Source organism: Novosphingobium sp. SL115, assembly GCF_026672515.1.
GTDB lineage: Bacteria > Pseudomonadota > Alphaproteobacteria > Sphingomonadales > Sphingomonadaceae > Novosphingobium.
The window spans coordinates 1331294-1354756 of record NZ_JAPPRG010000002.1; the positions used below are offsets into that span (position 1 = coordinate 1331294).

The 23463-nt window shown below is 60.9% G+C and carries 20 protein-coding genes; 17 read left to right on the forward strand and 3 right to left on the reverse strand.

Annotation, left to right across the window (positions count from 1 at the left end):
• Positions 1 to 103 precede the first annotated feature (103 nt).
• From OVA07_RS07945 to OVA07_RS07960, 5 genes are read left to right on the forward strand one after another with little or no spacing between them, the layout of a single operon-like run.
• Complete coding sequence (locus OVA07_RS07945; protein WP_268170915.1) at positions 104 to 1219, forward strand: FAD-dependent oxidoreductase; 1116 nt, start codon at positions 104 to 106, stop codon at positions 1217 to 1219.
• A gap of 18 nt (positions 1220 to 1237) precedes the next feature.
• The gene (locus tag OVA07_RS07950) at positions 1238 to 2140 is read left to right on the forward strand and encodes a VOC family protein (RefSeq protein ID WP_268170916.1); all 903 of its coding nucleotides are present in this window, start codon (positions 1238 to 1240) and stop codon (positions 2138 to 2140) included.
• A 3-nt stretch (positions 2141 to 2143) separates the two neighbouring features.
• Entirely contained in the window at positions 2144 to 3301 is a 1158-nt protein-coding gene (locus tag OVA07_RS07955; protein ID WP_268170917.1) for an alpha/beta hydrolase family protein, read from the forward strand.
• Complete coding sequence (locus OVA07_RS19145; RefSeq protein ID WP_442789628.1) at positions 3298 to 3504, forward strand: hypothetical protein; 207 nt, start codon at positions 3298 to 3300, stop codon at positions 3502 to 3504. The genes OVA07_RS07955 and OVA07_RS19145 overlap by 4 nt, the downstream gene beginning before the upstream one ends.
• Positions 3455 to 4078, forward strand: coding sequence for a cyclase family protein (locus OVA07_RS07960; RefSeq protein WP_442789629.1), 624 nt, complete (start codon positions 3455 to 3457; stop codon positions 4076 to 4078). Before OVA07_RS19145 ends, OVA07_RS07960 begins: the two co-directional genes overlap by 50 nt.
• On the opposite strand, the gene bioD is transcribed toward OVA07_RS07960, so the two are convergent.
• From bioD to bioB, 3 genes are read right to left on the reverse strand one after another with little or no spacing between them, the layout of a single operon-like run.
• A complete protein-coding gene (bioD, locus tag OVA07_RS07965; protein WP_268170918.1) occupies positions 4075 to 4695 on the reverse strand; it encodes a dethiobiotin synthase in 621 nt (206 codons plus the stop codon). The genes OVA07_RS07960 and bioD overlap by 4 nt on opposite strands.
• Positions 4692 to 5840 (reverse strand): 8-amino-7-oxononanoate synthase, encoded by a 1149-nt coding sequence (locus OVA07_RS07970; RefSeq protein ID WP_268170919.1) that lies wholly within the window; start codon positions 5838 to 5840, stop codon positions 4692 to 4694. Before OVA07_RS07970 ends, bioD begins: the two co-directional genes overlap by 4 nt.
• The gene (gene bioB, locus OVA07_RS07975; protein WP_268170920.1) at positions 5840 to 6904 is read right to left on the reverse strand and encodes a biotin synthase BioB; all 1065 of its coding nucleotides are present in this window, start codon (positions 6902 to 6904) and stop codon (positions 5840 to 5842) included. The genes OVA07_RS07970 and bioB overlap by 1 nt, the downstream gene beginning before the upstream one ends.
• Before the next feature lie 261 nt (positions 6905 to 7165).
• Here bioB and OVA07_RS07980 point away from each other — a divergent pair, with 261 nt between their 5' ends.
• The 12 genes from OVA07_RS07980 to OVA07_RS08035 all read left to right on the forward strand — a co-directional run bounded on the left by OVA07_RS07980 (position 7166) and on the right by OVA07_RS08035 (position 23448).
• Entirely contained in the window at positions 7166 to 7579 is a 414-nt protein-coding gene (locus tag OVA07_RS07980) for an NAD(P)H-dependent oxidoreductase subunit E (protein ID WP_268170921.1), read from the forward strand.
• On the forward strand, positions 7576 to 9093 hold the full coding sequence (locus OVA07_RS07985; protein ID WP_268170922.1) for an NADH-ubiquinone oxidoreductase-F iron-sulfur binding region domain-containing protein: 1518 nt from the start codon (positions 7576 to 7578) through the stop codon (positions 9091 to 9093). Before OVA07_RS07980 ends, OVA07_RS07985 begins: the two co-directional genes overlap by 4 nt.
• Positions 9090 to 9623 carry a molybdenum cofactor guanylyltransferase gene (gene mobA, locus OVA07_RS07990; RefSeq protein ID WP_268170923.1) on the forward strand — a complete coding sequence of 178 codons (534 nt, stop codon included), beginning with the start codon at positions 9090 to 9092 and terminating at the stop codon, positions 9621 to 9623. The genes OVA07_RS07985 and mobA overlap by 4 nt, the downstream gene beginning before the upstream one ends.
• Positions 9613 to 12480 carry a formate dehydrogenase subunit alpha gene (fdhF, locus tag OVA07_RS07995; protein WP_268170924.1) on the forward strand — a complete coding sequence of 956 codons (2868 nt, stop codon included), beginning with the start codon at positions 9613 to 9615 and terminating at the stop codon, positions 12478 to 12480. The genes mobA and fdhF overlap by 11 nt, the downstream gene beginning before the upstream one ends.
• Complete coding sequence (locus OVA07_RS08000; RefSeq protein WP_268170925.1) at positions 12477 to 12743, forward strand: formate dehydrogenase subunit delta; 267 nt, start codon at positions 12477 to 12479, stop codon at positions 12741 to 12743. The genes fdhF and OVA07_RS08000 overlap by 4 nt, the downstream gene beginning before the upstream one ends.
• Positions 12724 to 13518, forward strand: coding sequence for a formate dehydrogenase accessory sulfurtransferase FdhD (fdhD, locus tag OVA07_RS08005; protein ID WP_268170926.1), 795 nt, complete (start codon positions 12724 to 12726; stop codon positions 13516 to 13518). Before OVA07_RS08000 ends, fdhD begins: the two co-directional genes overlap by 20 nt.
• 58 nt (positions 13519 to 13576) lie before the next feature.
• A complete protein-coding gene (locus tag OVA07_RS08010; protein WP_268170927.1) occupies positions 13577 to 14320 on the forward strand; it encodes a TonB family protein in 744 nt (247 codons plus the stop codon).
• Positions 14321 to 14485: 165 nt separating this feature from the next.
• Positions 14486 to 15526 (forward strand): mannose-1-phosphate guanylyltransferase, encoded by a 1041-nt coding sequence (locus OVA07_RS08015; RefSeq protein ID WP_268170928.1) that lies wholly within the window; start codon positions 14486 to 14488, stop codon positions 15524 to 15526.
• Positions 15523 to 16326, forward strand: coding sequence for a class I mannose-6-phosphate isomerase (locus OVA07_RS08020; protein ID WP_268170929.1), 804 nt, complete (start codon positions 15523 to 15525; stop codon positions 16324 to 16326). Before OVA07_RS08015 ends, OVA07_RS08020 begins: the two co-directional genes overlap by 4 nt.
• Before the next feature lie 140 nt (positions 16327 to 16466).
• Positions 16467 to 18188 (forward strand): glycosyltransferase family 2 protein, encoded by a 1722-nt coding sequence (locus tag OVA07_RS08025; protein WP_268170930.1) that lies wholly within the window; start codon positions 16467 to 16469, stop codon positions 18186 to 18188.
• The gene (locus OVA07_RS08030) at positions 18170 to 18940 is read left to right on the forward strand and encodes a DUF5672 family protein (protein WP_268170931.1); all 771 of its coding nucleotides are present in this window, start codon (positions 18170 to 18172) and stop codon (positions 18938 to 18940) included. The genes OVA07_RS08025 and OVA07_RS08030 overlap by 19 nt, the downstream gene beginning before the upstream one ends.
• A 107-nt stretch (positions 18941 to 19047) precedes the next feature.
• The gene (locus OVA07_RS08035) at positions 19048 to 23448 is read left to right on the forward strand and encodes a methyltransferase domain-containing protein (RefSeq protein WP_268170932.1); all 4401 of its coding nucleotides are present in this window, start codon (positions 19048 to 19050) and stop codon (positions 23446 to 23448) included.
• The last annotated feature ends 15 nt before the right edge of the window (positions 23449 to 23463 follow it).

Consider the following 23463-nt stretch of genomic DNA (forward strand, 5'->3'; position numbering starts at 1 on the left):
TACTTGCTTTCATGTATGGGTGGGACGCCGTAAGCGTTCGGCTGACATCAAGCATATCAAGGGAGAAGCCTGCGGGCCGCTTTGGCGGGCGCGGCACATCGCTATGGAAAATCTGGATATCCTGATTATCGGAGCCGGTATCGGCGGCCTTTCCGCAGCCATTGCACTGGCGCGCAAGGGGCACCGCGTAACCGCGATTGAACGCGATCCGTCATGGTCGGTCTATGGTGTTGGCATCATTCAGCAATCGAACGTGATCCGCGCGATGGACCAGCTTGGCGTGCTCGACACCTTCCTGGATGCCGCCTGCGGTTTCGACGCGGTTGAAATCTTCACGCCAGATGGCACCAAGGTCGCCCGCGTACCCTCGCCGCGCCTTGTCGAAGGCAAGCCTGCCAATGTCGGCATTGGTCGCCGTGCCCTGCAAAAAGTGCTGGGCGATAGCGCAAAGGCTGCGGGCACCGACTTGCGCCTTGGCCTTACCGCCGAAACCATTGTCGACGATGGCGCAAAGGTTGCCGTCACTTTTTCAGACGGTTCGACTGGCAGCTATGATGTGGTGATCGGTGCCGATGGCGTCTATTCGCAGACCCGTGCGGCCATCCTTCCCGAAGCGGAGCAGCCGCAGTTCACAGGGCAGGCGGTGTGGCGTTACAACTTCCCGCGTATGGAAGGGCTTGACGCGCTTCAGGTATACAACGGCCCGACAGGCGTCGGCCTTGTGCCGATGAGCGCGGACGTGATGTATATGTACGTCACCACACCCGAACCCGATAAGCCGTGGTATCCCAAAGAAGGCATTGCGGCTGCCATGCGTGGCAAGCTCGCCAATTGCTCGCCCCAGATCCGCGAACTGGGCGAACAGATCACCGATGACGAAGGCGTGGTCTATCGCCCGCTGGAAGGCATGATGGTGCACGGCGCCTGGAGCAAAGGCCGCGTTGGCCTGCTGGGCGATGCCGTTCACGCCACCACGCCGCATCTGGGGCAGGGCGCGGGCATGGCGATTGAAGACGCCATCGTGCTGGCCGAAGAACTGGGGCGCCACAGCAGCGTCGAAGCCGCGCTGAACGCCTATCGCGACCGCCGCTATGAACGCTGCCGCTACATCGTGGAAAGCAGCCTCGCCATCTGCAACGGCCAGTTGGGCAAAGGCCCTCCGGTCGACAATCACAAGGCCACTGCCGAAATGTTCGGCGTCGTCTCGCAACCGCTTTGAATCGCTAAGGAATATCCTATGAGCCGCGTCACCGAAATCCGCTATGTCGGATATGGCGTCGAAAACTTCGACGCAGAAAAGACCTTTTACGCCGATGTCTGGGGCCTTGAACCTGTTGCCGAAGCCGAAGGGCAAGCGTGGTTCAAATCGCAGGGGCACGATGAACACCACATCGTCCAGTTGCGCAAAGCTGACGAGAACCGTGTCGATGTAATCGCACTTGCAGCAGGCACCCGCGCCGATGTCGACGCGCTGCGCGCCAAGGTCGAAGCTGCCGGTTGCCGCGTAGCCAGCGAACCTGCCGAACTCGCCTCGCCCGGCGGCGGCTACGGCTTCCGTTTCTTCTCGCCCGATGGACTGTTGTTCGAGATTTCCAGCGATGTCGCGCGTGGACCCAGCCGCGATCTGGCGCATTGGGAAGGCGTGCCGGTAAAGATCAGCCATATCGTGCTGCACAGCCCCAACCATCAGGAAGCGGTGAAGTTCTTTACCGACGTGCTGGGCTTCAAGGTGTCCGACTGGCTGGGCGATTTCATGTGTTTCCTGCGCTGTAATTCGGCGCATCACCGCATTGCTATTCTGCCGGGGCCGCCGTGCCTCAATCACGTCGCCTATGACATGCTCTCAGTTGATGACATGATGCGCGGCGCACACCGTCTTAAGCTCAAGGGCATCGACATCGGCTGGGGTCCGGGCCGCCACACCGCAGGCAATAACACTTTCAGCTATTTCGTCACGCCGGGCGGTTTCGTCACCGAATATACTTCGGAACTGGAAGAGGTCGATTTCGACACGCACCAGTACAAGGTCCACACCCCTGCCCCCATGGTCATGGACCAATGGGGCATTGGCACCGGTGGCCCGCAGACCCTGCCGCACCCACACGCCAATCCCGGCCTGTTTCAGGTAGTGGAGGCCTGAACCATGGCGCTTTACGAACCGTTCCCCAACTACATCTGGAACCTGTCGGTTTCCATCGCCATGGAAAGCGGCGGACTGATCGGCGAAATCGTCGACATGTGCCAGCCGATCATCGATGCAGCTGCCAATGGCGGCGATGCGGGCACGCCGCATTTCATGAAGCAATGGTCGGCGATGGGCGACAAGCTGATCGACCTTGCCGCCGAAGATGAAGCACGCGGCCGCCTGTTCTCGGCTTCGAACAAGCTGGAGCGTGCCTCGCTTTATCTGCTGGTCGCCGAACGCATGCAAGGCCACGGCGCACCCGGCCGCAAGGAAACTTACGCGAAGGCGCGCGAAGCGTTTGATCGTTCGACTGCCCTTGGCAAGATCAACCGCGAACGTGTCGAAATTCAGCTGGAATCGGGCACCATGCCCGCGCTCTATACCCGCGCAGCGGGGCCGGGGCCGCATCCGGTGGTGGTCTATTGCAACGGTCTCGATAGCTGCAAGGAACTGCTCTACTGGTCGCGCCTGCCCGAAGCGCTGGCCCGTCGCGGCATTTCCACGCTTTGCGTCGATCAGCCGGGTTCGGGCGAGGCACTGCGCCTACAGGATTTGCCGGTCGATCCCCACAGCGAAAGCTGGGCCAGTAAAGCCGTGGACTGGCTGGAAGCACAGGCGGACGTTGACTCCAAGCGTATCGGCATGACTGGTATCAGCCTTGGTGGTCACTTCGCTCCGCGCGCTGTCGCCTATGAACCCCGCTTCGCCTCTGGCGCAGTGTGGGGTGCCAACCATAACTGGCGCGAAGTGCAGGACAAGCGCATGAAGCGCGAAGGCGAAAACCCCGTTCCGCATTATTGGGCGCATGTCATGTGGGCGTTCGGCGCTGCCGACATGGACGAATTTCTGGCCAAGTCAGAGGACATGAACCTCAACGGCCATATGGACCGGATCAAGGTGCCGTTCCTCGTCACCCACGGCGCGAACGATCGCCAGATCAGCGTGACGTATGCCGACGATCTCTACGACCAGTTGATAAATGCTCCCCGGCGCGAGAAGGTGATCTTCACCGCCCGTGAAGGCGGCGTCGAACACGTCGGAGCAGACAACATGGCTTATGGCCGTGACTGCATTGCCGACTGGTTCGCAGAAACCTTGGGGGGAGCAACCGCATGAGCCGCCGTTTTGTCGACCTGTCGATCTATCTCGAAAACGAGGTCGTCACCGATCCCCCGTTCATGCGTCCGCACATCGAATACCAGCAGCACGGTGAAACCATCACCGAACTGGGGCACTTCTTTCCCGGCGTCACTGCCGAAGATCTGCCCGATGCTGCCGGTTTCGCTGCGGCAGAAAAAGGTTACACTGACCACGCATAACGGCACGCACCTTGATGCACCGTGGCATTTCCACCCTACGATGGACGGTGGCAAGCGGGCCATCACCATTGATGAAGTGCCGCTTGAATGGTGCTTCCAGCCCGGCGTTAAGCTCGATTTCCGGCACTTCCCCGATGGCTATGTCGTCACCGCGCAGGATGTTGAAGACGAACTGAAGCGCATCGGCCACGAACTGCAACCGCTGGAAATCGTGCTGGTGAACACCGCTGCGGGCAAGGCAGTGGGCAATCCCAACTTCGTCAATATCGGCTGTGGCATGGGCTACGAAGCGACGATGTATCTCACCTCGCGCGGCATCCGGGTGACCGGCACCGACGCATGGAGCTGGGACGCGCCGTTCGCCCACACCGCCGAAAAGGTCAAGGAAACCGGCGATACCTCGCTGATCTGGGAAGGCCACAAGGCAGGCCGCGACATCGGCTACTGCCACCTTGAAAAGCTGCACAACCTTGAAGTCCTGCCCCCCAGCGGCTTCACCATCAGCTGCTTCCCTCACAAGATCAAAGGCGCGTCCGCAGGCTGGACCCGCGCTGTGGCGATCTTTGAGGATTAAGCGAAGTCTTCCAGACGGAAATTCCGGGCAAAAGCAATCGCAAGGCTTTGGGCGTCCAGCCGGTCAAGTAACGGCAGGCGCCCAAGTCGTTTGACCTCGCCTATCGCGCAGATAGTGGCTTCGCTGTCTTCGTTCGCATCGCCGACAAAAGCCACGCCATGAATGGCAACGCCGCGCGCGCGCAGGGCTTCGAAGGTCAACAGGGAATGGTTGATTGTGCCCAACGCGGTGCGGGCCACCACGATCACCGGCAGGCCCCACCAGGCAAAGACATCGGCATAAGTCGTGCCGCGTGTCACCGGCACCAGCGCGCCGCCTGCGCCTTCGACCACCAGCGGGCGCGCTTCTGGCAGGGCCAGCTTCGCCACATCAATGACCAAACCGTCCAGTTCCGCCGCGCGATGGGGGGAACAGGGCGTGTTCAGGCGATAGGCTTCGGGCAGAACCATTGCCGGATCGATACCGGAAAGCTGCGCCACCCAGTCACGGTCGGCCCCGTCATCCAGTCCGGCTTGTACCGGCTTCCAATAGTGCGCCTGCAAGGCTCCAGTCAGCGCGGCGGAAAACACCGTTTTGCCAATGCCCGTATCGGTTCCGGTAACGACAAATGCGTTCACCGCAACGTGCCTTGCAGCACCTCTGCCAGTGCATCAACATCCTGCGTTGTGGCATTCAGCGTCAGCGATATGCGCAACCTGCTGGTGCCTTGCGGTACGGTAGGCGGGCGGATGCCGCGCACGTCGAAACCCTGCGACTGCAATGTGGCGGCAACGGCCATGGTGCGGGCATCTTCGTGCAGGATCAGCGGCAGGATCTGGGATCCGGTAACTGTTGCGCCATGCGGGGCAAGCACACGCTCGGCATGGGCCACCAGATCACGCAGCTCGCCGCGTCTTTGAGGTTCGTCGGCCAGCATGCGGATCGCTTCGCGCACGGCGGCGCAGACCAGCGGCGACGGCGCGGTGGAAAAGATAAACGCACGGCCCCGGTTGACCAGAAAATCGCGCACCACACGCGGCGCTAGCACCAGCGCGCCTTCACATCCCATCGCCTTGCCGCAGGTGCGTAGCACGATGGTATCGGGCCGCCCTTCCAGATGTGCGGCCAGTCCGCGCCCATCCGGGCCGAACACGCCGGTCGCGTGGGCTTCATCAATGAACATAACCGCATCATGGCGCGCAGCAATGGCGGCAAGATCAGCCACCGGGGCCATGTCGCCATCCATCGAATAGAGCGTCTCGAACGCCAGCCACACACGCCCGGTGTTGCCTGCCTGCCGCCATTCGTGGACCGCATCGTCAAAACTTTGCGCATCGTTGTGGGCAGCGCTGACCGATGTCGCCCGCGTCAGCCGCAGCCCTTCGTGCATCGATGCATGGACCAGTTCGTCATAAACGATCAGGTCGCCGCGCTGGGGCAGGGTGGAAAGCAGTGCCGCATTGGCGGCATAACCGGTGGAGAAGAACAGGGCGGCTTCGCTGCCAAAGAACCGTGCGGCCTCTTCTTCCAGCAGTTCATGTTCGGGGTCGTTGCCGCGCAGCAAACGCGATCCGCCCGAACCCAGCGGCACCCCGCGCGCAATCGCATTCTGCACCGCGCCCGCAAGGCGGGGGGATGACGACATGGCAAGGTAATCGTTCGAGGCGAAGTCCACCCCACGGCGCGCCACCAGCGAACGCAACCGCGCCTTTTCGCCCAGCGCCGCCAGATCGGCGGTATGCGCCGACCACAGCGACGTGGTGCGGGTGGAGGCCTGTGCCATCAGGCCGCACAGCCGCCTGAACAGCCGCCCACGGCCTTCATTGCGCGCAGCGGTTCCTCGCCTTCCATCGGCTTCAGGCCAAGGCGCTTGAACATCGCCGCGTCGGCATCATCACCAGCGTTGGCGGCGGTCAGCAGCTTGTCACCGGTGAAGATCGAATTGGCCCCGGCCATGAAGCACAGGCTTTGCGTTGCTTCAGACATGCTTTCGCGCCCGGCAGAAAGGCGCACCATCGACAGCGGCATGGTGATGCGCGCTACGGCTACGGTGCGGACGAATTCGATATCGTCGATCTTGGCCAGCGGCGTGTCGGCCAGCATATTGCCCAGCACCGTGCCCTTGATCGGCACCAGCGCGTTCACCGGTACGCTTTCAGGGTGCTGTTCCAGCGTGGCCAGTGCATGGACAAAGCCCACCCGGTCGGCCCGCGTTTCACCCATGCCCACAATCCCGCCCGAACACACGTTGATCCCGGCGCTGCGTACATTGTCCAGCGTCTGCAACCGGTCGGCAAAGGTGCGGGTGGTGATGACCTCTTCATACCGTTCAGGTGAGGTGTCGATATTGTGGTTGTAATAATCCAGCCCGGCCTCGGCCAGTTGGCTTGCCTGCCCCGGTGTCAGCATGCCCAGCGTCATGCAGGTTTCCATGCCCATTTCGCGCACGCCCTTCACCATGGCGATGATCGCGGGCATGTCGCGTTCCTTGGGGTTGCGCCAAGCCGCGCCCATGCAGAACCGCTTGGACCCGTTGTCCTTGGCTTGTGCCGCGCTTTGCAGCACCTTCTGCACTTCCATCAATTTGGTCGCTTCGACGCCCGCATCGGCTTTCACCGATTGCGAACAATATCCGCAATCCTCTGGGCATCCGCCGGTCTTGATCGACAGCAGCGTGCAAAGCTGCACCTCGCCTGCGCGATGGTGCGCCCGATGGACCTCTGCCGCACGGAACACCAGTTCCGTGAACGGCAGGTCGAACAGCGCGGCGATTTCCTCGCGCGTCCAGTCCGTGCGGACGCCGGTGGGGGCAGTCTCTTCGCGCTGGCGGAGCAGGGTATCTTGCACGGCGTTCGTCCTTCGGAATCTGATATCTCAGGCAGCCCTTAACCCAAATCAGAGATACATGCTCAAGTGAATTCGCAAAGCTGCGAAGCCGGACTTTGCATTTCACTTGGCGGAACGCATGCGGCGTTGCCCGCAAGGGATGCTATATTGCCGCCAGCGCACTGGTCATTCCTTGTCCTTTGGGTCAGGACACGCTTGATAAGCTCAGCGGCATATTTGTATGTGTTGCTTACAAAAGAACATCGGAGTATTCTGCCGGTCATGGAGAGGTTGAACCAGATCATCGCCGCCCACGCCGGGCGTGAAGGGCCACTGCTGCCCATTCTGCACGACGTTCAGGCCGAATACGGCTACGTGTCGGAAGATGCAGAGCGAGCCATCGCAATTGCGCTGAATCTTAGCCGCGCCGAGGTGCATGGCGTGGTCAGCTTTTATCACGATTTCCATGCCGAACCGGACCCCCGCCCGGTGCTCAAGCTGTGCCGGGCCGAAGCCTGTCAGGCCCGCGGGGTTGAGGCGCTGGCCAATGGATTGGCGGAGAATCACCGCGTGAAGATTGAAACGGTCTATTGCCTTGGCCTGTGTTCGGTCGGTCCCAATGCGATGGTCGGCGGCACGGTCCACGCACGGCTTGATGCGGCAAAGCTCGGCGCGCTGGTGGAGGCGCTGGCATGAGTGTGGTGCGGATTTCCGACGATGCGCTGGCGCTGGCATGCGGGGCGGACGACGTGGCACTGGCCTTTGCGGATGCAGGCTGCACGGTCGAACGGGTGTCATCGTGGGGCATGCACTGGCTGGAACCGCTGGTGGAGATCGACGGGCAGGGCTTCGGGCCGCTCGATGCGGGCGATGTGGCGGCGGTGCTGGGCGGAACCTCGCCTAAAGCCATTGGCCGAATCTCGGATCACCCATTTATTGCCAAACAACAGCGCTTCACTTTTGCGCGCGCAGGGAAGACTCGTTCCTTAAGCCTTGACGATTACGCGGCAAATGGTGGCTGGCAAGGACTGGCAAAAGCGCGCGAAATCGGCCCGGAAGCCACCATCGCGCAAGTCATCGAATCCGGCCTGCGGGGCCGGGGCGGGGCGGGTTTCCCCGCAGGCATCAAATGGACCACGGTGGCCAAGGCGCCGGCCAACACCAAATACATCGTCTGCAACGCCGACGAAGGCGACAGTGCCACCTTTGCCGACCGTATGGTGATGGAAGGCGATCCTTTCATGCTGATCGAAGGCATGGCGATTGCTGCCCACGCCGTCGGTGCGCAGAAGGGTTATGTCTATATCCGCAGTGAATATCCGCATGCCATTGAGAAGATGGAGCAAGCGGTAAGGTCTTGCGCCCAACTGATCGCGCCATTCGCGGTGGAAATCCGTATCGGGGCGGGCGCCTATGTCTGTGGTGAGGAAACCTCGCTACTCAATTCGCTGGAAGGCAAACGCGGCGAAGTGCGGGCCAAACCGCCGCTTCCGGCGCTGGAAGGATTGTTCGGCAAACCCACCGTCGTCAACAACGTCCTCACGCTTGCTGCGGTGCCGTTCATCCTTGCCCAAGGGGCGACAGAGTACGCTCAGGTAGGTTTAGGTCGCTCTCGGGGCACCATGCCAATTCAGATTGCAGGCAATGTAAAACATGGCGGTCTGTTCGAGGTCGGCTTCGGTATCACATTGGGCGAACTGGTGAATGACATCGGCGGCGGCACGGCATCGGGCCGCCCGGTGCGCGCGGTGCAGGTGGGCGGGCCGCTGGGCGCCTATCACCCGCCAGCAGATTTCCATCTGCCCTTCGATTACGAAGCCTTCGCCGCTGCTGACGGTCTGATCGGCCATGCCGGGATTACCGTGTTCGATGATACGGCGGATATGAGCGCGCAGGCCCGCTTTGCCTTTGCCTTTTGCGCGGCGGAATCTTGCGGCAAATGCACGCCCTGCCGCATCGGATCGACGCGCGGAGTGGAAGTGGTGGATCGCATCCGCGCGCGGTCTGGTCGCCAGCCCGACGCGGTGGAAGCGCTGCCCCAGATGCACAACGCCCGCAAGGTTGAACGCACGCTGGCGGATGAGATCACCCTGCTGGAAGACCTGTGCGAAACGATGAAGTTCGGCTCGCTCTGCGCGCTGGGCGGGTTTACGCCCTATCCGGTGCTGTCGGCGCTCAAGCATTTTCCTGAGGATTTCGGGGCGGAATGATTCTTGGCGCGGTCCTTGCCGGTGGCCGGTCCACCCGCTTTGGCAGCGACAAGGCGCTGGCCGAACTGGGCGGGCGCACGCTGCTGTCCCGCGCGGTTGAGGCACTGGAGGGCCTTTGCGATGCCGTGGTCGTGGTGGGCCGCGAAACCGCGCCTGCACCCACTTTGCCCGACTGGCCACATGCCGACATGGGGCCGCTGGGCGGCATCGCCGCCGCGCTGCACCATGCCCGCGATGCGGGCTACGAAGCGGTGCTGACCTGTTCGGTCGACAGCGTGGGGCTGGGTGATGACATACTGGCCCAGCTTTCGCCCGCGCCGTCCTATTGCGAAAGTCAGCCGGTGATCGGGCTTTGGCCTGCCAGCGCATCGGCTGCGCTGGACGCTTTGCTGGAAAGCGACAGCCGCCATTCGATGCGGGCGTTTGCGCAAAGTATTGGCGCGCGGGCGGTGCAATTCAGCGAAAATCCTGATAATATCAATACACCGGCAGACCTTGAGTCTGCGGAGAGGCGATCCCATGGGTTATGAACGTCAGGCCGATTTCGGCACTCCGGAAGTCCACAGCGATGTGGCCGTCACCTGCACCATTGACGGGCGCGAAGTTACTGTTCCTGCAGGCACCACGGTCATGCGCGCAGCGGCGATCACCGGCGGTTCGATCCCCAAACTGTGCGCCACCGACAATGTTAAGCAGTTCGGCTCGTGCCGGATGTGCCTGGTGGAAATTGACGGGATGCGCGGCACGCCCGCATCGTGCACCACGCCGGTTGCGCCGGGAATGCAGGTCCACACCCAGACTCCGCGCCTTGAAAAGCTGCGCAAGGGCGTGATGGAACTGTATATTTCAGACCACCCGCTCGATTGCCTGACCTGCAGCGCCAACAACGATTGCGAACTTCAGGACACCGCTGCGCAAGTGGGCTTGCGCGATGTGCGCTATGGCTATTCGGGTGAGAACCATCTTGGCGCGGCGCCTGATCTTTCAAACCCTTACTTCGATTTTGATCCCAGCAAATGCATCGCCTGTTCGCGCTGCGTGCGCGCATGCGATGAAGTGCAAGGCACGCTGGCGCTGACCATCGAAGGGCGCGGGTTTGACAGCAAGGTTTCGGCAGGGTTGGCGTCCGACACGTTTCTTTCCTCCGAATGCGTAAGCTGCGGTGCCTGTGTGCAGGCCTGCCCCACCGCGACGCTTCAGGAAAAGGCGGTCAAGGAGATCGGCAAGCCCGAACGCGCGGTCGTCACCACCTGCGCCTATTGCGGCGTGGGCTGCACCTTCCGCGCCGAAATGCGCGGTGAACAGCTTGTCCGCATGGTGCCGTGGAAGGACGGCAAGGCCAATCGGGGCCATTCCTGCGTCAAGGGCCGCTTTGCCTGGGGCTATGCCCAGCATCAGGAACGTATCCTTTCGCCAATGATCCGCGACAGCATCGACCAGCCCTGGCGTGAAGTAAGCTGGGACGAAGCGCTGGGGTATGCGGCGGGGCAGATCAACCGCATCCGCGACCAGTACGGCCGCAACGCGCTGGGCGGCATCACATCGAGCCGCTGCACGAACGAGGAAACCTTCCTTGTCCAGAAGCTGATCCGCGCAGGGTTTGGCACCAACAACGTCGACACTTGCGCGCGCGTCTGCCATTCGCCCACCGGCTATGGCCTCAAGACCACGTTCGGCACGTCGGCGGGCACGCAGGATTTCGACAGCGTCGAAGACAGCGACGTCATTCTGGTGATCGGCGCGAACCCTACCGACGGCCACCCGGTCTTTGCCAGCCGCATGAAGAAGCGCATTCGCCAGGGCGCAAAGCTGATCGTGATCGATCCGCGCCGCACCGATCTGGTGCGCAGCCCGCACATCGCGGCGGATTTCCACCTGCCGCTGCGTCCCGGCACCAATGTCGCCGTGCTGACCGCGCTGGCCCATGTGATCGTAACTGAAGGGCTGGCGGACGAAGACTTCATCCGCGAACGCTGCGACTGGGACGAATACCAGCATTGGGCCGAATTTGTGGCGCAGGAACGCAACAGTCCTGAATTCCTTGGTCCGGTTACCGGTGTCGATGCCGATGCAATCAGAGGTGCGGCGCGGCTTTACGCGACCGGTGGCAACGGCGCGATCTATTACGGTCTGGGCGTAACGGAACACAGCCAGGGTTCGTCCACCGTCATGGCCATTGCCAACCTTGCCATGGCCACCGGCAACATCGGCCGGCGCGGGGTGGGGGTAAACCCGTTGCGCGGGCAGAACAACGTGCAGGGTGCGTGCGATATGGGTTCGTTCCCGCACGAATTGTCAGGCTACCGCCATGTGTCAGACGCAGCCACCCGCGCGCTGTTCGAAGCCGAATGGGGTGTGCCGATTGACCCAGAGCCGGGCCTGCGCATTCCCAACATGCTGGATGCCGCCACCGACGGCCAGTTCAAGGCGATCTACATTCAGGGTGAGGATATTCTTCAGTCCGACCCTGATACCAAGCATGTCGCAGCAGGCCTTGCCGCGATGGAATGCGTGATCGTCCACGACCTGTTCCTGAACGAAACGGCGAATTACGCCCACGTCTTTCTGCCCGGCTCCACTTTCCTTGAAAAGAACGGCACCTTCACCAACGCCGAACGCCGCATTCAGCCAGTGCGCAAGGTGATGGAGCCGATCAACGGGCCAAAGGGGCAGGGACTCGAAGACTGGCAGGTGACGCAGGAATTGGCCCGCGCCATCGGGCTGGACTGGAACTATACCCACCCATCCGAAATCATGGATGAAATCGCGCGGCTGACGCCGACGTTCAAGGGCGTGAACTACGCCCGGCTCGATGCTGAAGGGTCGCTGCAATGGCCGGTCAACGATGCTGCGCCCGATGGTAGCCCGATCATGCACATCGATGGTTTTGTGCGTGGCCGTGGCAAGTTCGTGGTGACCGACTATGTGCCCACGGACGAACGCACCGGTCCCCGCTTCCCCTTGCTGCTCACCACGGGGCGCATCCTCTCGCAATATAACGTCGGGGCGCAGACCCGCCGCACCGCCAACACCGTCTGGCATGCTGAAGACGTGCTGGAAATGCACCCGACCGATGCCGAAAACCGGGGTGTGAACAGCGGCGATTGGGTGCGCCTTGCCAGTCGGTCGGGCGAAACCACGCTGCGGGTGCTGGTGACGGATCGTGTGGCGCCGGGCGTGGTCTATACCACCTTCCACCACCCCGCCACGCAGGCCAACGTCGTCACCACCGACTTTTCGGACTGGGCCACCAATTGCCCCGAATACAAGGTGACCGCCGTGCAGGTGACGCCCAGCAATGGGCCGAGCGAGTGGCAGGAAGACTATGAGGCGCAGGCCACCCGATCACGGCGGATTGCAGGAACGGCGATGGAGCCTGCGGAATGAGCGGGCAGACAGCGGAAAAGCTGGCCTATATGGCCAACCAGATTGCGCGGAACATGGCGCTGGATGATCGCCCCGTGGCTTCGGTTACGGACCATATCGTCGCCTTCTGGACCCCGCGCATGATCGATATGCTGCTGGCCGAACGTTCGGCAGAGCTTGATCCGATCGCGGCAGAGGCGATGGCGCGGATTGCGCAGGGGCGCATTCCCGCACCGCAAACGCGCGCGACCGATCCGCAGGTGCATGGTTCAGATGCCGGTTGAAGGCGCGCGGGACTTTGCGTTCCGCGAACATTTTGCCGATGGTCAGCCTGCCCGCGATCTCCATCGCGCGCTGGCCGAAGAAGCGCCGATTGCGATAGAGATCAATGGTATCGGCTATGCCGTGATGATGGCAACGCCCACGGACCTGACTGATTACGCACTGGGCTTTTGCCTTTCCGAACAATTAATTGCATCGGCAGATCAGTTCCTTTCCGCTGATGCCATGCCTGTTGATGCAGGCGGCTGGATGCTGCGCGTGCAACTTGCCGCCAGCGGTGCTGCACCTCTGCTGGAACGCGCCCGGCTGCGTCTGGCAGAAGGCAGTTGCGGGCTATGCGGGATCGAAAGCCTTGAACAGGTCTTGCGGCCTTTGGCACTGGTCACAGCGCAGATCGATGTCGAACCCGCCGCTGTGTTTAGTGCGGCGAATACGCTAGGCGAATTGCAAGTGTTGGGGCAGGCAACGCGCGCGGCCCACGCGGCGGCGCTGTGCGGGCCTGATGGCAGGGTGCTGCTGGTGCGTGAGGACGTGGGCCGTCACAACGCGCTCGACAAATTACTGGGCGCAGCGGCGCGGGCGGGCCTTGCCGTGGGTGACCATTTCATCCTGCTGACCGCACGATGCAGTTTTGAACTGGTGCAAAAGGCAGTGATCGCCGGTTGCCCATTGCTGGTCACCATTTCGGCGGCGTCAACTCTGGCGGTCGATCAGGCGCGCGCCCACGGGTTGCGATTGATAAGCCTTGCCCGGCGGGACAGCCTGCTGGAAAGTTGACCCGCTTTCGCGCAATCCGGGGCTACATCTTCGGAAAACGTGCGCCTATGTTGCGGGTATGATGCAAGGTGCAGCGCCCCGCGATGAACGCTATGCTGATCGGCGCGGCAATGGGTGTGAACGGCTGTTTGCAACCGGACTGGCCATCTTGTTGCACCTTGGCGTACTGTGGGCGGTGATCCACGGCTTTGGCGGCGTTCCTGCGCTGACACAGATCATCGCGGACCCGTTCACAACGCAGACCTTTGATGTGCCGCTGGAAAAGCCCCAACCCGCGCCCAGCCCAACTACGCCCGATCCTGCAGGCGCATCGGGCGCGCAAGGCAAGAAGGCGGTGGCCAAGCCCGTGATTGCCAAAGCACGCGTGTCGGCCAAACCCGCTCCCGCCCCGCCTGTCGCGTCCACCGGCAACGATGTGCGCTCTGGCGCAGCGGCGCAAGGGATGGGCACTGGCGGCGGCGATGCAGGATCAGGAACTGGCAGCGGGGTCAGTGGCAACGGTTTTGGTGGCGGACTGGCGCGCAAGGCCGAAAAGATCGCAGGCGACATCCGCTCAACCCGCGATTATCCCGCCAAAAGCCAGCGGGACCGCATCGGCAAGCGCGTGGTCATTGTGCTGACCGTCGGCACTGACGGCCGCGTTTCCGACTGCAAGGTCTATCGCCCCAGCGGCGTGCCGGACGCCGACGCAACAACCTGCAAACTTGCAAAAGACCGCTTCCGCTTCCGCCCGGCAACCGACGCTACTGGACAGCCGGTATCATCAACCTATGGCTGGGAACAACGCTGGTTTGCGCCTTGATGCAGGCTCGTCATGCGGGTTGCAGAGGCCCGGAATGGGGCAGTTTGCAGCTTTCTCAACCGTTTTCGTTGCCATTGCTGCGTTCGATGTTCTGGCAATGCGGCTGCAATGTGCCTAATGGCGCAATCTGTGGTGCGCGAAAAAGACTTTCATGCTAGGCTACAGATGATCGATATCGTTCCAGTTGTTCTTTGCGGGGGAAGTGGCACCCGGCTTTGGCCGAAGTCCCGCAAAAGCAAGCCCAAGCCGTTCCTGCCGCTTGTGGGCGATACAACGCTTTTCACCGCTACACTGCTGCGTTGCGCCCGCGACGTCGGCTTCGGCGATCCGTTGGTGGTGACTGGTGCGGAACATCTCGCCTATGTTGAACAGCAGGTGCCCGAACCGGACTACACGCGGATTATCGTGGAGCCGGAGGGACGCAATACCGCCGCCGCCATTGCCCTTGCTGCGCTTTCCTTGCCACAAGATGCCATCATGCTGGTCTGCCCAAGCGATCATCATATCGGAGATGTGCAGGCATTTCAAAGCGCTGCGATGCAAGCGGCTGAACTTGCGGGACAAGGCTGGCTGGTATCGATAGGCATCACGCCAACCGCACCGGAAACTGGATTCGGGTATCTGAAGCAGGGCGAAGGAATTGGCCAAACGACCGGTCGGCGCGTTGAACGGTTTGTTGAAAAGCCGGATCTTGCCCGCGCAATGGAGTTTCTCGCCAGCGGTGAATATGCTTGGAACGGGGGCATTTTTGCTTTCCGTGTCGGCACCTTCATTGAAGAGCTGGGCCGTTATCGTCCCGAAATTCTCGCTGTCGTTCGCCAATCCATGGACAAGGGCGTGACCGATGGCCCGCGCATCCATCCTGATGCCGAAACTTTTGCGCAGGTCCGCAGCGAATCGGTGGATTATGCCGTGATGGAAAATACCGATCGTGCCGCGATGGTTCCGGCAGTCATGGCATGGTCCGACATCGGCAATTGGCAGGCGCTGCACGAAGCACTGGAGCGTGATGACGCTGGCAATACCGTGCGTGGCACCGCAGATTTGCGCGATTGCAGCAATGTGCTGGTAATGAGCGATGGTCCGCGTGTATCCGCGGTGGGGGTATCCGACCTGATCGTGGTGGTTGACGGGAACGAGGTGCTGATCTGCACGCCGGAAGGCGCGCAAGGTGTCGGCAAACTTTCGGGGGCCATTTCGCAGTGACCCTCCTGCCCAGGCGTTGGGTGGAAAAGCCCTGGGGCCGCGATTGCCTGCCGCCGCCTTTCACCGCGCCAGCCGGTTGCCATATTGGCGAGGTGTGGTTCGAGCCGCCCGCAGCGCTGCCTTCGCTGCTGGTGAAATATATCTTCACCAGCGAAAAGCTGTCGGTGCAGGTGCATCCGTCCGACGCGCAGGCGCAAAGTCTTGGTGAAAGCGATCGCGGCAAGGAAGAGTGCTGGCTGGTTATAGATGCCGAGCCGGATGCGACGCTTGGCATCGGTTTTCGCGAAGAGGTCGATGCTGAAACCATTCGGCGTGCGGCGCTGGATGGCACAATCGAGGATATGCTGGTCTGGTATCCGGTCCGGGCGGGGGATTTCTTCTATATTCCTGCCGGCACCGTCCATGCGATTGGTGCAGGCGTCAGTCTGGTGGAAATTCAGCAGAACAGCGACATCACCTATCGCCTTTACGATTATGGTCGCCCGCGTGAACTGCATCTGGAAAAGGGATTGGTGGTGGCCAGAGGGACACCTCACGATCCTGCATTGCGGCGCCATTTGCCTCATGCCGGCACGGTGGAACTGGTGTCCAATGCTTTCATCGTGGCGCATCGGTGCGATGGCTTGCCTGATCCGGCAATTCTGGCCCAATATGCAGGTCCATGCATCGTGATCCCGCGAAAAGGCGAAATGTGGGCGTCTGCCATTCCAATCCATCCGGGAGATTGTGCCGTAGCGGGCAGCGCGGCCGATATTACGTTCGATCCTGCGGGATCATGCGTATTGGTGCGGCCGGCCTGACCAATGGCCTGCAAAGTGCCTAGCCCCCTCCTTTTGGCTTATCGTTTGCGCTGATGCGAGCTTCGAAAACGAACGCAGCACCGGTGCGCAGAAAGCCGGTGCCATGGCGCAGCGCTTCGGGGTTTCTGGCAATCGTGGGCATGGCATTTGCCGTCGCAAAGCGCGAAGCATTGGCCGGGCTTGGGAATATTGCGCGCGGCAAGCGTGTGCGGGGGTGGAACATGCTGTGCCGCGCGGCGTCCCGCCATGGCGATTATTATCGTCGTTGGGCCGCGTCAGCGGAACCCGATCTGATAAAGGCCTGGTGCGGGGTGGGTGGTTCGTCAGCCCCGGTCCTTGCACCATGTTGCATCATAATTGGTGCGCCGGATGATTCCGCAGCCGCCCTTCGCAGCGCCAACAGCCTCCGGCTCGCGTTCGGAAAGAATTGTGTCATCCTCACCTGCGGCGTCGCGGTTCCGGGTTGCGTGCCGATCGATGATGAAGGTGCGGGCACATTGCGGCAGGTATTCCTGACGAAAGATCGCGCCGGATCAACCCCGGCGTGGATCATCCCGGTCAGGGCTGGCGACGGCATTTCGCCCTTGGCAAGCGCGGTAATCGGCGCTGCTGTGCAAAAAAGTGCCGATGCGTCCGTTCTGTTCTGGGATTCCGATCAGATCATTGCTGGCGGACGCTCTGACCCGTGGATCAAAGGAGAATGGGATGTCTGGCATTACCTTGCGCGCGACAGTCTGAGCGGGGCCTGCGCGATATCGGGCAAGGCTGTGGACATGTTGCCTGCAGAAATCCTCGACGTTGAAATTTCGCTGCAATCGGTCGCGACCGCGCTGATGTTACTGGTTGCGGGTGGAGTACCCCACGATCCAGTGCATATTCCGATGGTTCTCAGCCATGCTGCGGTCGCGGACGGCTTTGTTTCGCAGGATCAATGGCGGCAGATCGTCGGCAACTGCTGGTCTGAGCCAATTGAATTTAGCCAAGATCCCGCGCGCTCCCGCTTTCTCGATCCGCAGCCGCCTGCTCCGGTATCGTGGCCTTCGGTTTCGATTATCGTGCCGACGCGCGACAAGGCGCATCTGTTGCGCGCATGTGTCGCAGGGCTGGACTTGCTCGATTATCCCGGGCGGACCGAACTGGTCATCGTGGACAATGGATCGGCTGAAGCCGATGCCCTTTCCCTTGTGGAAGAACTGGAACAAAGCGGTCGGGCTATCGTGCTGCGCGATGACGGGCCATTTAATTTTTCCGCGCTCAACAATCGGGCTGTGGCGCGCAGTAGTGGTGACGTGCTGTGTCTGCTGAACAACGATGTCGAAGCTACCGATGGCCAGTGGCTTGCCTCGCTTGTGCGGTTCGCCTTGCGATCCGACATCGGCGCAGTCGGCCCGACGCTGACCTATCCTGACGGCACCATTCAGCATGCAGGCGTTGCCATTGGCATTGGCGATGCGGCAGGGCATGTCAGCCGTCATGCCATGCCCGGCATGCACGAACATCTGGCATGGCATGGGGCGCTGCGTTCGGTATCAGCAGTGACGGCGGCTTGCCTTGTCGTCCGGCGGGAAGCCTATATGAACGTCGGGGGGCTTGATGCCGATGCATTTGCGGTGGCATTCAACGATGTGGACTTCTGCCTGAAGTTGCAGGCGGCTGGCTTGCGGAATCTCTACGTTCCGTCCGTCAGCCTGATCCACCATGAATCCGTCTCTCGCGGCAGTGACTATGCACCAGCCAACCTTTTGCGGTTTAACGGAGAATTGTCGCGTTTTCAGGCGCGTTGGCGCAGCGCGGAATGGCGCGACCCGCACTACAGTCCGCTTTTTTCGAGATCGTCCGAACAATGCCTGCTGACGTTCTGACATTCAGGCCTGATCTGGCGCAGGTTACCCTTGTTGCGGTGACAAGTGTGGCACTTGATGCTACCTTGAAGGCATTGCACGCCTCTGCCAGGCAGGCGCGATTTGGTTCGGTAAAGCTGCTGTCAGATCGCAAACCTGACGGTTTTCCAGAACACTTTAAATGGGCGCGGATCGAACCGTTGCGATCAAGATCCGATTATTCGCTGTTCATGCAACATCGACTGACCGATCATATTCAAACGTCGCATGCGCTGGTGGTGCAATGGGACGGTTACGTGCTGGACGGTCGGTGCTGGCATGACGGCTTTCTCGACTATGACTATATCGGCGCGCCCTGGCCGCAGTTTGATGATGGCCATGCGGTTGGGAACGGGGGTTTTTCACTGCGCTCCAAACGGCTGCTCGATGCAACCCGATTACTACCGCAAAGTCCTGCCGAAGCGGAAGATACTCTGATCTGCCGCACACACCGCGCTTTGCTTGAAACGCGCCATGGCATCCGGTTCGCGTCAACCGATATTGCGCTGAAATTTGCCTATGAACGCACGCAGAAGTGCGGGGGTGAGTTCGGATTTCATGGTGTTTTCAACATGATGACGGATATGCCCCAGCGTGAGTTTGAAGCTGTTCTGGCATCGCTGGAGCCTGGCCTGCTGGGCAGACGCGAAAGCCGGGAGGTGATGTGGCATGGCCTGCGTCGGGCGCGGCTGCGGACATTGCTGTTAGCCATGCGACAGCGCCGAATTGGTTGAACTAGTTGGCGTAACGTGGCTGGACTGCCACAGGCCAATTGCTATTGACCAGCTAAGTAGAGCCGATCTTCGATCGGAACTATCGATATCATTACGGAAATTTCCTTATGGCGACCGAACTTGAACGCTTTGATCTTGCCCAGTTTCGGGGTCGGATCGCCTATGAGCACTTGCACCGCTATGCGCTGTGCAGGGATCGTGTCGCGGGCAAGCGGGTGCTCGATCTGGCATGTGGCACCGGTTATGGCACCGCACTGTTGGCACAGGCTGCTGCAGACATTACCGGTGTCGACATAAGCTTTGATGCCATTCGTACCGCCAAAGCCCGTTATGGGCAGAGCGGTGCAAAATACCTCAGCGCAGACTGTTATGACCTGCCGTTCGAAAACGGGTCGTTCGATGTCGTCATCGCGAATGAGATGATCGAACATGTCGAGAATCATGACGGCCTGATTGCCGAGGCGCGGCGCGTGTTGGCCGATGGCGGCCTGTTCCTTGTCTCCACCCCCAACAAGCCCGTTTACAATCGTTACAAGCAGCCAAACATCTTTCACGTTTCAGAAATGGATGTGCCGGAGTTTCGCCGGCTGCTTTCGCGCCATTTCCGCGAAGTCCACTTTACCGGAACGCGGATGGCGCTGGTGTCCGTTGGGTTTGATCTTGACGGGGGCGCTACGGCAAGAAATCTGGCTGCGGCAAAGATCTACCACGGGCAGGTCGACGATGCGGCCGTGCCCGCAATTGACAACGGAGATCTATGGCTCAACGATGCCGAATATGTGCTGGCAGCCTGTTCGGACGCGCCCGTTGAAGCGGCGGCAAGCGCATCCAGCCTGTATTATGCGCGCGAAGACGATCTGTGGCTGGAACATGAGAAGGTCATGGCCTGGGCATCGCAGTTGCACGAAGAGGATGAGGTCCTGCGTGCCGATGTCGTGCGCACGCGTGAGGATCTGGAAACATCGCGCGAAGCCATTGCCAGGACGGAGCAGGAAAAGTCTGCGCTTGCCGAACGCATCGAGGATCTTCGCAGCGCAACGGCCACCATCGGAAATGCGCTGGATCTGCAGCGCGAAAGCATCGGGCGTGAACTGGGGCAGCATTTCGATGTGATGTCCCGATTGCTGCGTCAGGCGACTGGTAGTGATGTGGGTGCCGATGCTCCCTCGTTGATCGAAGCCATGTTCAGGCTGGGCGACACGCTGGCGACTCAGCGGGTGCAACTGGCTGATCTGGAAGCGATGCGGGGCCGGGTGGCCGAAGCCGAACGACAGGGCGCAGAGCTTCGCCGGACCGCCGAGGATGCCTTGCGGGCACAAGCGCATGCAGAACAGGACGCGGCTCTTTTCAAAGAGAAGCTGGCCGAAATCACGCGGCAGGCCGAGCAGGCTGCGCGGTCTGCCCAGACAAAGTTTTTAGCTGATCTGGCCGCTGCGGAACTGCGGATCAGTCAGGGCAAAGAGGAAATGCGTCAGGCAATCCGACAATTGTCTGAAAAGCACGCGGAGGAGTTGGCGCGAGTCAAGGCAAACCCTACGGCAAATGCGCAGAGCGATACGTCGCTCGCTGCATCATCACCTGAACTTCAGGCCGAACATGCCGCTGCCCGTAAGCGCTTTGTCGCTGCGCATCGACGGGTTCATGCGGGCCTCGCGCTTGCCAGCCAATCCATCCATGGCCGAATTCCGCCGGCCGATCCCGCAAAGGTGAGCGGCATGGCTGCGTTGAAGCGCAAGCTTGGGCTGCCGGTCGCGCTGTTCCGCACGGCAGCGTTCGATGCGGGGTGGGTGGAAAAGCAGGTGCCTGGCCTGACCGGGATAACCCTTGCGCGGTTTGTTGCCGATCCGCAGTTGCACCACATCGCGCCGCATCCCCTGTTCGATGCGGCAGGGTATCTGTCACGTTATCCCGATGTGGTGCAAAGCGGTGTTTCGCCGCTTCAGCATTATTGCATGCACGGCTGGCGCGAAGGTCGGCAGCCTCATCCGTTGTTCGCCAATGACTGGTATCTGCACCAGAATCCTGATGTCATGCGCGCATGGTCGGGAAGCCCGCTCGATCACTATCTTGAACTGGGCTGGAAGGAAGGCCGCTGGCCCAACCCGTTGTTTGATCCGCGCGCCTACCTTGATCGTTATCGTGACGTGGATGAGGCGGGGGCAGAACCGCTGACGCATTTTGCAGCGTTTGGCCAGTTCGAAGGACGCGAGGCGCAGTTCCGTTCGGCGGACACCAACTGGCAGCGCTTTGTACCGGCATCGTCGCGCAACCGCTCGCTTGTCGAATATTTCCTGACCGAAGCGCCGGAAAATGGTCCCGATGGCGATGCAGCGGCGCCTGCATCGCGTGCGGGCGCGGGCACTTGGCCGCCTCCGCCGCTGAACGATTACTGGCCGCCGCAATCACTGCGCGATTTCGTGATTGAAGGGTATGGCGAAGACGCGCTCGTCCTTTACTGGTATCTTTATTCCGTCATGGCGCAATACGCCGACGAGCCAGAAGAGTTCGCAGGTTCAGAAGCGTTCGCGGCGCTGGTGGGCAGGGCAAGTACACTGGCCAAGGCGCGCTGTGCGACCATTGGTGCCCGGCCGGATGCATCGGTCGTCATCCCGGTTTACAACAATATCCTTGATACCCTGCTGTGCATGGTTTCGCTGCTGGAACAGGACACGGACCACAGCTTTGAAATCATCGTTGCAGACGATGGATCGACCGACGCCACAGCCACGATCATCCCCGCCATTGGCGGCATGGTCCGTTATGTGCGGCAACCGCGCAATCTTGGGTTCTTGGGCAATTGCAACGAGGCGGCAAAGGTTGCTGAGGGGCGGTTCGTTGTCCTGCTCAACAATGACACGCTTGTCCTGCCAAGGTGGTTGAACGGATTGCTGGCTCCGTTTGCGACGCATGACAATGTGGGGCTTACCGGGTCGAAGCTTATCAACTGGGACGGGTCGCTTCAGGAAGCTGGCGGGATATTCTGGCGGGACGGATCTGCCTGGAATTTCGGACGTGACCAGAATGCGCGCGCGCCTGAGTTTAGCTATCTCAAGGATACCGATTATTGTTCGGGCGCAGCCATTGCCATTCCGGCCGATATCTGGCGCAAGGTCGGCGGTTTCGATCCTGCCTATACCCCGGCATATTGCGAGGATTCCGACCTTGCCTTCCGCTTGCGCGATGCAGGTTACAGAACGCTGTTCAGTCCTGAATCCGAGGTGATCCACCATGAAGGTCGCAGCCATGGCCGCGATCTGTCTTCCGGGATCAAGGCCTATCAGGTCGCCAATCAGCAGCGTCTGCTTGATCGGTGGCGCACGGTGCTGGAACGCGATCATTATCCCAATGCCGAAAACGTGCTGCGCGCGCGCGACCGTTCGTTCGACAAGCGACATATCCTGATCGTCGATCACTATGTGCCGCAGTTTGATCGGGATGCCGGATCGCGCACCATGTTCGACTTCATTCGCACCCTGTTGAATGATGACTGGGCGGTCACGTTCTGGCCTGACAATCTGTGGCGCGATCCTCATTATACGCCGCAACTGCAACGCATGGGCGTCGAAGTGATCTATGGCCCTGCGTTCCGTGACGGTTTTGCCGACTTCATCCGCAATCGGCAGGATCTCTACGATGCCGTCCTGCTCAGCCGCCCACATATCGCGAAGGATTATGTTGAGGCGGTGCGCACCCATTCCCGCGCAAAGCTGGTCTATTACGGCCACGATATCCATTTCCGCAGGATGGCGGCGCAGGCTGAACTTGAAGGCAAGAATGTGAAAGCGCCCGATATTCAGGCGATGCAGGATCTGGAACTGTCGGTATGCAACGGCTCGGACGTCGTGATGTATCCCAGCCAGGATGAAGCCGCAGTCATGGCCGGTTTGGTCAGTGCGCGTACGCAGTCTGTCGCCATTCCGGCCTACCGTTATCTCGATGGAAATCTGGCCGCCGCCGAAAATCGTGTGCGGAATGCACCACGGCGTGAAGGGAACGCTCGTCTGTTGTTTGTTGGCGGTTTTGCTCACCAGCCCAACGTCGATGGCATCATATGGTTCTGCCGGGAGATCGCGCCAATCCTGCGGGCTTCGGGCTTCAGCTTCCAGCTTGATGTTGTCGGGTCGAACGCGAACGAAGGGATCATGGCGCTGGGCGCGGATGACATCAACGTCATCGGGTTCGTCAGTGATGAGACTTTGCAGGCCCTGTATGAAGATGCGGATATTGTGATTGCCCCACTGCGGTTCGGTGCCGGGGTCAAGGGTAAGGTCGTGGAAGCCATGGCTTATGGTGTGCCGGTGGTGACTACGGATGTGGGAGCGCAGGGCATTGATACGTCTGGCGAAATTCTGTTCCTTGGCAATGAACCTGCTGCGTTTGCCCGAATGGTGCAGGCCGCAGCGCAACGTCCTGCGGCCACGGATCGCGCGCTGGCAGCGATTGCCTTTGTAAAGGAGCATTACTCCCAGCAGGCGATGTCGCGCACGTTTGAATCAATATTCGGCTGACTTATCAGCCTTCAC